Source organism: Nevskia soli (assembly GCF_903970205.1).
Taxonomy (GTDB): domain Bacteria; phylum Acidobacteriota; class Terriglobia; order Bryobacterales; family Bryobacteraceae; genus Bog-113.
This window is the reverse complement of the sequence record NZ_CAJCHS010000095.1, coordinates 1-7996: the sequence shown is the minus strand read 5'-3', so window position 1 is coordinate 7996 and position 7996 is coordinate 1. Positions and strand designations below refer to the sequence as shown.

Genomic DNA, 7996 nt, shown 5'->3' with positions numbered 1-7996 from the left:
GTCGTGCTGACTGGCTCCGTCCGTCGGCAGGGTCGCCATGATTTCAGGCGGAACATCCTTCATGCTGTCGAGGATAATCTGCGCCGCCGTTTGCAGCGGTCTTTCAACGGGCGGATTTGGTGCGATCGGCTCGGCCTGCTTCTCAATCCACTCTTCGACGGAGGAAAGCCCTTCCGCATCGGCCTTCGCCTTTAGCGCGAGCGCCTGCTCATCGGACAGTGTTAGGGTCAACGTCATGAATGCTGCTCTACTCTAAGGTGAACTCGTATTCGCCAGGGCACGTCGAGCGAATACTAGCGGCAATTCTCCTGTCGCGCCTGTGACCGCTTTCCCAGCATCTTCTCCCGATACTCCCACTTGGGAGCCTTCGCTACGCAGCCCCTGAAAGGCCATTCTTCTCGGCGAGAGTTAATAGCTTAAGCGACGACCCTGAAGGTCGTTTCTCATCGCGCTCCCACTTGCTGATCAAGCTGGTCGTTACGTTCAGGCAGTAAAACCCGTTCTCAACACCCGAGCCGGCTCTGATACTTTGGAATAACCAAGGAGCCGGCAGGATGGCTGTCGAACGCCAAGCCCACTTAGACGCCCAATTAGCAGCCCGCGATAGGGCACTGGCTCAGCAAGCCGCCGATCGCCTTCGCATGCTGCGCGAGGAGCTTGCCTCTGGCGAAGTCGAGTCTGTACTCGCCCTTACTCCCGATCAGCGACTCCGCTTCGACGAATGGTCAACCCGCCGGTTAGCCGAACTAGCCGAGCGGTTCGACGTCGACACGACAGTCTCCCAAAAGCGAGTCTCCTGGGGAATGCGTATTGCCTCAACGCTGGGTGGCATCGCGGTTTGCGCCGCGGTGGTTCTCTTCTTCATGCGCTACTGGGGCTATCTCGACACCTGGCTTCAGTTACTCATTGTTATTCTCACCCCGCTGTTGTCACTTTGCGGCGCTGAACGGATGGCCCGGCGGGAACGCACCCGCTACTTTACCGGTCTGCTGGCGCTCGTCACAATTGCTAGTTTTATTCTGAACCTTGTAGTGGTCGGCACTATCTTCAATATCGTTTCGACGGAGAACTCGATGCTTGCGTGGGGAGCCCTCGCCTTGGTTCTCGCCTATCGCTACGGCCTGCGCCTCATCCTTGCTTTGGGATTACTCTTCTTGATCGGCTATGTCGCGGCTGCGTTCACCGCCCGAATGGGTTATCGATGGCTTGAGTTTTGGGATCGGCCCGAGCAATTCCTATTATTAGGTTTGCTCGTATTTGCCATCCCCCTGCTTCTGAAACCTGCGCGTCAGGCCAATTTCGCTCCCGTCTTCCGGCTGGTAGGTGCGCTTACATTCTTCCTCGCGGTCCTCTCTTTAGCTGACTGGGGTGCGCCCAGTTATCTCAACTGGGACGCCAGGAATGTCGAGCGTTTGTACGAGTTCTTTGGGCTGATCGCATCCGCCGGCGCAATCTGGCTGGGAATCGCGCGAAATTGGAACGGCCTTGTAAATACCGGGTCCGTGTTCTTTACCTTATTCTTAGTGACTCGCCTCTATCACTGGTGGTGGGCCTGGATGCCAAAGTATCTATTCTTCGCAGCCATCGGAGCCTTAGGCATCGGCTTAGTCCTGGTTTTCAAGCGGCTGCGAGCTAGCATGATCCCTGCAAACAGTGCGGTTACCGCATGAAGAACATTTCCTTAGCGGCTGCTTTCGCGATCGTCCTCCTCGCCAACGCATTTGCTCTGATTCACGCCGCCCGCAACCGTTCCGGAACTCCGGATTCTGAGCTATCTCTAACCCAGCGAGAACTTCAATACATCGGTCATCATGGAGATGACGAAAATAGCGGAGTCACCCTGTATCTCCGCTGGGTCACGCAGAGCGAGAATCTCATTCCCTTCACGACGGCCGCACCGAAATGGCTCGACCGGTCAAAGCTTCGGACGCTCGGGTTCGACTGTAGGGTGAATCCGGACGCCGGTGACGCCGTACGGTTCTATCAGCGGCAGAGACCGCGTCGCGCATTTGTGGCTTTTGAGAACGATGGCGCGGCTTGGCAGAATTTTGTGGATGCCTATCAGGACGAGGTCGCGCGACGGCAGCAGCGCGGCCTGCCGCGGGACGACACCCTCCGAAATTCGACCCATCTGGTGGCTATCGATGCGGACCTGGATGCCCGCTCGCTCCGCAACCGCCACGCCGATCGCTCCCGCGTGATGATTGTGCCGGCCGTAATCGCCATCGCTCTCAACACCTACCCCGGCCCGGTAAGTGGATCTGCTTCCGCCAACCCACCCCGCCTGGAAGGGCGCATCGAGCAGCTACCTTCGGAAATCCACCTTTCCCGCCCGCTTAGCGATCTCTTCCAGGGCGGCGGAGGGCGGCACAATGAGATTACAACGTCCTCTTATACTGTCCGCCTACGATATGGAAAGTTACTGGAGCCGTGGGTGGAAGACATCAAGTTCGGGCCATAGACTCCATCTTCGGTCCCCGATAATTCCCCACCCTAACTCCCCGCGGCTCAGCAACTTACTCCCGAATTACCCCTCAAACCCTCCCCCCGCCTGCTACCTCTAAGTCGAAAGCCCATCCAACCACTTACGGGCCGAAAGAGGTAATCATGTCGGTAACCATGTCGCAAGGCGCAATCATGCAGCTCGAATCCGGGATCGAAGCCGAATTCACCAACACCCCCACGGGACTCCAAAGCAACGCGCGCCTCGTGCTACACAACAAACCGCCCGCGTTCAACGCCGTCCGGCACGGCCTAACCGCGCAGCACATCATCCTCACCTATGAGGACTTCCCCCTCTACCTTCAGATGGGCCTCGATTACATGCGCGAACTCAAACCCGTCGGCGCCCTCGAGACGAGCAACGCGCAGCTCATCTTCGAATCGCGCTGGCGCACCCATCGCATTATGTCGGTTGAAAACGACGTATTCATCTACGAACCGCCACTGCCCGCCGAAGCGGGTCCGGAGCTCGCGGGCAAAAGCCCAACCCGCAAGGTAAGAAAGGACCGCCAGGTCAATGCTTTCCGTGAAGACGCCCGCAATGTCGATCTAATCAGCCGCTACGAGACCCGTCTCATCCGCAACGCCTCGCGTCTCACGATCGAACTCAAGGAAATGCGAAAAGAGCGCGCCGCAGCCTCGCCCGAGCTAGTCTTCGACCCCGAAACCAGCCCCGCCGTCCTCTGGTACAAGAAGATCCTGGCCGAGTACGAAGAACTGAAGATAGCCCGAGAGGACTGCGAAGCAAACCGAGCCGCGCAAGTCACAGAGAACAAACCCCAAAACTCGTTTGGAAAAACGCCGGCGCCCAAACTCGACAAAGAGGTCAAAAGCCCCGAATCTCCCGCCTCTACCGGCGTCCCTCGGCATTCATCGGCCGCTAAGTCAAAGCAGACGGCTCCTAATTCCCACTAACCGCCGGAGCCGTCAGTATCTTCTCCCGAGTCTCCGGCGAGAGCTCCTTCAGCATGGAAGTAAACGACGCATTGGTCCACCCAAAACCGATCTCATTCGACCGGTACCCGAACTTAATCTCATTACTTACATAACTCGCGTTATGCACAACATCGTACTTCTCCACAATAATCCCGTGCGCCCGATACTGGCCCTCGATCAGAGTAAGCCACTTAGAAGCCACGCGGTTAGCTTCTTCCTTATACCCATAACGTCGCAACCCCTCGGTAGCGATCATCTCCAGCGGCGCCCACCCGAATGGCGAGTCCCATTGGTCCCCACTCGCGTTCATACTAGTCTGCAACCCGCCTTCACGCTCGAACTTGGAAAGGTTCTTCACCACCCGCGCGGCCTGTTGCGGCGTCGCAAACCCAGCCCACAGCGGATAGAATGTAGTCAGGAACGGATACTTACGAACTTGCTTCTTCTGGAAGTTATAGTCGTAATAGAGTCCGTCCCCGTCGTCCCACATCAACGCGTTGATCTTCGCCGCCCGCTTATCCGCGAGATCGTGCCACTTCGCCACCTCCGCCTGCTTGCCCAAAATGCCATAGATCGCCGCGGTCTGCGTTTCCATCAAGTACAACAGCGAATTCAGGCACACCGGATCGTAATGGATAATGTCCAAATTAAACGGCCCGAACCGGTCCGAAGGATCGAATCCCGATTCCCGCATCGACCGGTCCCCCTTATAGAACAGATCCGTCACTCCGCCGCGCTTCGGATTGAAGTACTGCGTCACATCGTAGTCGGTAACATCGTGCGTCTTGAAATACTCCTCAATCAGTTGGTAATGCGTGCGTCCCTGCGCATCGCGTTCCGACGACACGACCTCCGGCGCCGGTCCTTCCCCCAGATCGTAGTAGCGCGAGAGCCCCGTATCCGCCGTCAAGTGCGGCTCGGAAGTCCAGAACTTATAAAACGCCTCGATCTGTGGCAGTGCGCTCTCAAGCCACGCGTTGTCCTTCGTCTTGACCCACGTCCCCAGCACCATCTCGGTAAGAAACGGCGGCTGCGAGCGCGTCAGGTAGTAAGTGCGATTGGCATTCAATACCTTCCCGTACTCGCGCACTTCATACAGGAAGTTATCGGCCATGTCCTTCGCCAGGTCGTTCATATGGTCGTTCAACAGCCCGACCTGTATGAAGTAACTATCCCATCCGTACATCTCGTTGAACCGCCCGCCCGGCACCACATAGGGCCGCGGCAGATAGAGCAGCCCCGGGTCCTGATGACTATTGCCCTTCTGTTCCAAAGGAACGAGTCTGATCTTGGCGAAGTCGCCCGGCGCCATCTCCGCTGTAAGTTGCTTCGAGATGCGATCCACGTTCTCGTCCGCGGGAATATACACCAGCCACTTGCCATCCGCCCCCGGCTTAAACTTCGGATCCACCGCGGCCGCCGCCAGCTCCTTATGCGAGCGTGTCAACGTAACCCACGTCTCTTTGATGTACTCCAGAATCGGCTTAGGCTCGGTTGCAGCCGAAGCTACTCCAATCAGGGACGCCGTCAATACGGCAGTGCGGAAACGCGCGCTCACAGACATCACGGTCAACCTATCACAACGCCGATTCGTTATCCTGAGGAATCCTCGTCTATGCGCTGGAGCAAGCTTTTCATACCCACGTTGCGTGAAAACCCCGCCGAAGCCGAGGTGGTCAGCCATCAGCTGTTGTTGCGCGCCGGCTACATCCGCCAACTGTCCGCCGGTGTCTACAGTTATCTCTACCTCGCGCAGCGCTCGCTGCTGAAGATTCAGCAGATCGTGCGCGAAGAGATGGACGCCATCGGCGCCCAGGAGTTCTTCCTCCCCGCGCTCAACCCCGCTGAAGTCTGGCAGGAATCGGGCCGCTGGGATGTCATGGGCGAGAATCTGTTTCGGCTCAAAGACCGCTTCGGGCGCGACCTCTGCCTCGCCATGACGCACGAAGAAGTGATGACCACGATCGCGCGCGGCGAGCTGCGGTCCTACAAGCAGCTTCCTCAGATCTGGTATCAGATCCAGACCAAGTTTCGCGATGAGCCGCGCCCCAAATCCGGACTCCTGCGCGTGCGCCAGTTCACCATGAAGGACTCGTACTCGTTCGACTTCGACGCCGCCGGTCTTGACGCCAGCTTCGATAAGCACGCCGCCGCCTATAAGCGCATCTTCACCCGATGCGGACTCGACTTCGTTGCGGTCGACGCGCACTCGGGAGCGATGGGCGGCACTCAATCGACCGAGTTCATGGTCGCCTCGGAAGCCGGCGAGGACTTCGTCGTCATCGCAGGCAACTACGCGGCTAACTTGGAGAAGGCTGTCGCGAACCCTGCGCCCCCCGCTGTCCCCGATCCCGAAGGCGGCCTCGAACCGGAAGCCGTTCACACGCCCGGCAGGAAGACCATCGAAGAGGTTGGTGATTTCTTCAACTTACCCGCAACCTCAAGCATCAAGAGCCTGGTCATGGTGGGCGATGGACAACCGGTGTTAGCTCTACTCCGCGGCGATCATCAGCTCAGTGAGACTAAGTTCTCAAGCGCCATAAGTGCGATAGACATCCGTCCCGCGCTTCCCCACGAGATCCGCGAATGGTTCGGCGCCGACCCCGGATCGCTAGGTCCGATCGGAGTCAAGAACATGCGGATCCTAGCCGACGAAGCTCTCCGCGGGCGCCGCAACATGATCGCCGGCGCCAATCGCGACGACTATCACTTGCGCAACGTAACTCCGGGACACCACTTCACAGCGGACTTCGCCGATATCCGGCAGGTAACTCAAGGCGACATCGGCATTGAAACGGGCCGGCCGGTCGAAATTCGCAAGACGATCGAGATCGGCCACATCTTCAAGCTCGGCTATAAGTACTCAGATTCAATGGGCCTCCGCGTTCTCGGCCCGGACGGCAACGAAGTCCGCGTGATCATGGGCTCTTACGGCATAGGTATCGAGCGCATCCTAAGTGGAGCGATCGAGCAGCAGCACGACACGGACGGCATGATTCTCCCGCCCGCCATCGCCCCGTTCACAGTAGTCATTACGCCGGTAAACCTGGCGGACGCCGCGCAGCAGGAAGCCGCCAACAGTATCTACCAATCGTGCTTAGCGTTAGGACTGGATGCTCTCCTGGACGACAGAGACGAGCGCCCCGGAGTCAAGTTCAAAGACGCCGACTTAATCGGCATTCCCTACCGCATCACCATCGGCAAGAAACTCTCGAAGGGGTTCGTGGAGTTAGTAACCCGCAAGACAAAAGCCTCTGAAGACGTGTCAGTAACCGAAGCCGCCGGCATCGTCCGGAGCAGAGTATAACCATGCTTCTCCGCCACGCGACGATTCTGACGTTGCTTTGCGGTTTGCCGGCCGTCAGCGCCGACTTATTCGAAATTCCGGGAACGACACTTCTAGGTTTCCCTCCCAAGCCCCCTTTGATGACGATGCTGGGGATGATGACGGGCAAGATGGCCTACGACCCTTCGGTTTACCCAAAAGGCCCGGTCGCTTCCGTAACTCTCGAAGAGTACGGCCTCAACGCGACTGATCCCAGATCCTCAACCACCACTCAACTGGACGAGATCGGACGGCCAACCGAGATCGTCACGAAACACCCGAACGAAAGCCGCACGACTCTCACGTATCGCGACAAGCTCCTCGTTTCTCGGGAAACGACGTGGTCTCCTCGCAAGGAAGGGTCCGTTGCTTCTCCAATCTGGCAACGTTGGACCTACGATTCGAACGGGAGACTCCAGAAATTTCAAACAGGTGACGGAAGCGAGATTCAGAACAATTACCTAGACTTCAAATACGATATCCTGGGGCGCCTCGTAAGTTACCGCCAGAGCCAGCATGCGACCGGGGGTCCTGATTTGCGCACGGAATATACCTACCCTGGTACCCGCGAATACGACTCCACAACGTGGTATCCAGAAGGGGAACCAAAGTCCAGGTCCTACCGGTGTACTCTTGATAGCGCCGGACGGGTTGCAACCTTCGACACCATCGACATCAACTGGAAGACAAAGAAGCCGGAAAGAACCTACGTTACCTTCCGCTACGACGAAAACCTACGACGACGCAGCACATACCAAAACAGTGGTTTCACCGGAAATCGACGGTGCGAGGCTTATCGGCACATTCTCCTATGATGACCAGGGCTCAGTCATCGCAAGGAGTATTCACATGGAACCCGCACAAAATTCCGAGGCCAACCAGGACATGAATCTCGAATTCGTACGCGATCAACACGGTAACTGGACCGAATGCACCCGCTGGATAACAATCAAAGGCAAACGAGAGAAGAACGCGATGTGGAAGAGAACCATCGTGTACCGCTAACACCTACATATTGATCGTCTGCTCTTTATGCCGCGTCACATACCAGCAAGGTTGGTATCCCAGTTGCGGGAATAAAGACGTGGAACAAGTCTGCACGACAGGATCGCCGAGAATATACTCCAACTTATTCCCCTTCTCCGGTACGGCGATGATTGGCCGGATCTGGACATCCCTCGTCTGAGGTCGATTCGGAATCTGAAACTTAATCGACGCGTAATCGCCGAAGTA

The 7996-nt window shown here is 57.4% G+C and carries 8 protein-coding genes and 1 pseudogene; 6 read left to right on the top strand and 3 right to left on the bottom strand.

From position 1 onward, the window contains the following. Positions 1–237: pseudogene (locus H1Y01_RS04655) on the bottom strand (hypothetical protein); the annotation flags it as partial. Between the two features lie 317 nt (positions 238–554). On the opposite strand from H1Y01_RS04655, the gene H1Y01_RS04650 reads away from it, so the two are divergent. The 3 genes from H1Y01_RS04650 to H1Y01_RS04640 all read left to right on the top strand — a co-directional run bounded on the left by H1Y01_RS04650 (position 555) and on the right by H1Y01_RS04640 (position 3417). Beyond that, positions 555–1670, top strand: a complete 1116-nt coding sequence (locus H1Y01_RS04650; protein ID WP_180539107.1) for a DUF2157 domain-containing protein — start codon at positions 555–557, stop codon at positions 1668–1670. Next, positions 1667–2461 (top strand): DUF4824 family protein, encoded by a 795-nt coding sequence (locus H1Y01_RS04645; RefSeq protein ID WP_180539106.1) that lies wholly within the window; start codon positions 1667–1669, stop codon positions 2459–2461. The genes H1Y01_RS04650 and H1Y01_RS04645 overlap by 4 nt, the downstream gene beginning before the upstream one ends. A 146-nt stretch (positions 2462–2607) precedes the next feature. Beyond that, positions 2608–3417, top strand: a complete 810-nt coding sequence (locus H1Y01_RS04640; protein WP_180539105.1) for a hypothetical protein — start codon at positions 2608–2610, stop codon at positions 3415–3417. Here the strand turns inward: H1Y01_RS04640 and H1Y01_RS04635 are convergent. Further along, on the bottom strand, positions 3404–5002 hold the full coding sequence (locus H1Y01_RS04635) for a trehalase family glycosidase (RefSeq protein WP_180539104.1): 1599 nt from the start codon (positions 5000–5002) through the stop codon (positions 3404–3406). The genes H1Y01_RS04640 and H1Y01_RS04635 overlap by 14 nt on opposite strands. 51 nt (positions 5003–5053) lie before the next feature. Between H1Y01_RS04635 and H1Y01_RS04630 the strand changes: the two genes are divergently transcribed. The 3 genes from H1Y01_RS04630 to H1Y01_RS04620 are packed head-to-tail and all read left to right on the top strand — an operon-like array spanning position 5054 to position 7768. Then, positions 5054–6745, top strand: coding sequence for a proline--tRNA ligase (locus H1Y01_RS04630; protein WP_180539103.1), 1692 nt, complete (start codon positions 5054–5056; stop codon positions 6743–6745). Between the two features lie 2 nt (positions 6746–6747). Next, positions 6748–7578 carry a hypothetical protein gene (locus H1Y01_RS04625; RefSeq protein WP_180539102.1) on the top strand — a complete coding sequence of 277 codons (831 nt, stop codon included), beginning with the start codon at positions 6748–6750 and terminating at the stop codon, positions 7576–7578. A gap of 34 nt (positions 7579–7612) precedes the next feature. After that, on the top strand, positions 7613–7768 hold the full coding sequence (locus H1Y01_RS04620; protein WP_180539101.1) for a hypothetical protein: 156 nt from the start codon (positions 7613–7615) through the stop codon (positions 7766–7768). 3 nt (positions 7769–7771) lie between these two features. Here the strand turns inward: H1Y01_RS04620 and H1Y01_RS04615 are convergent. Beyond that, positions 7772–7996, bottom strand: a 225-nt coding sequence (locus H1Y01_RS04615; protein ID WP_180539100.1) for a hypothetical protein, incomplete at its 5' end; no start/stop codon positions are given.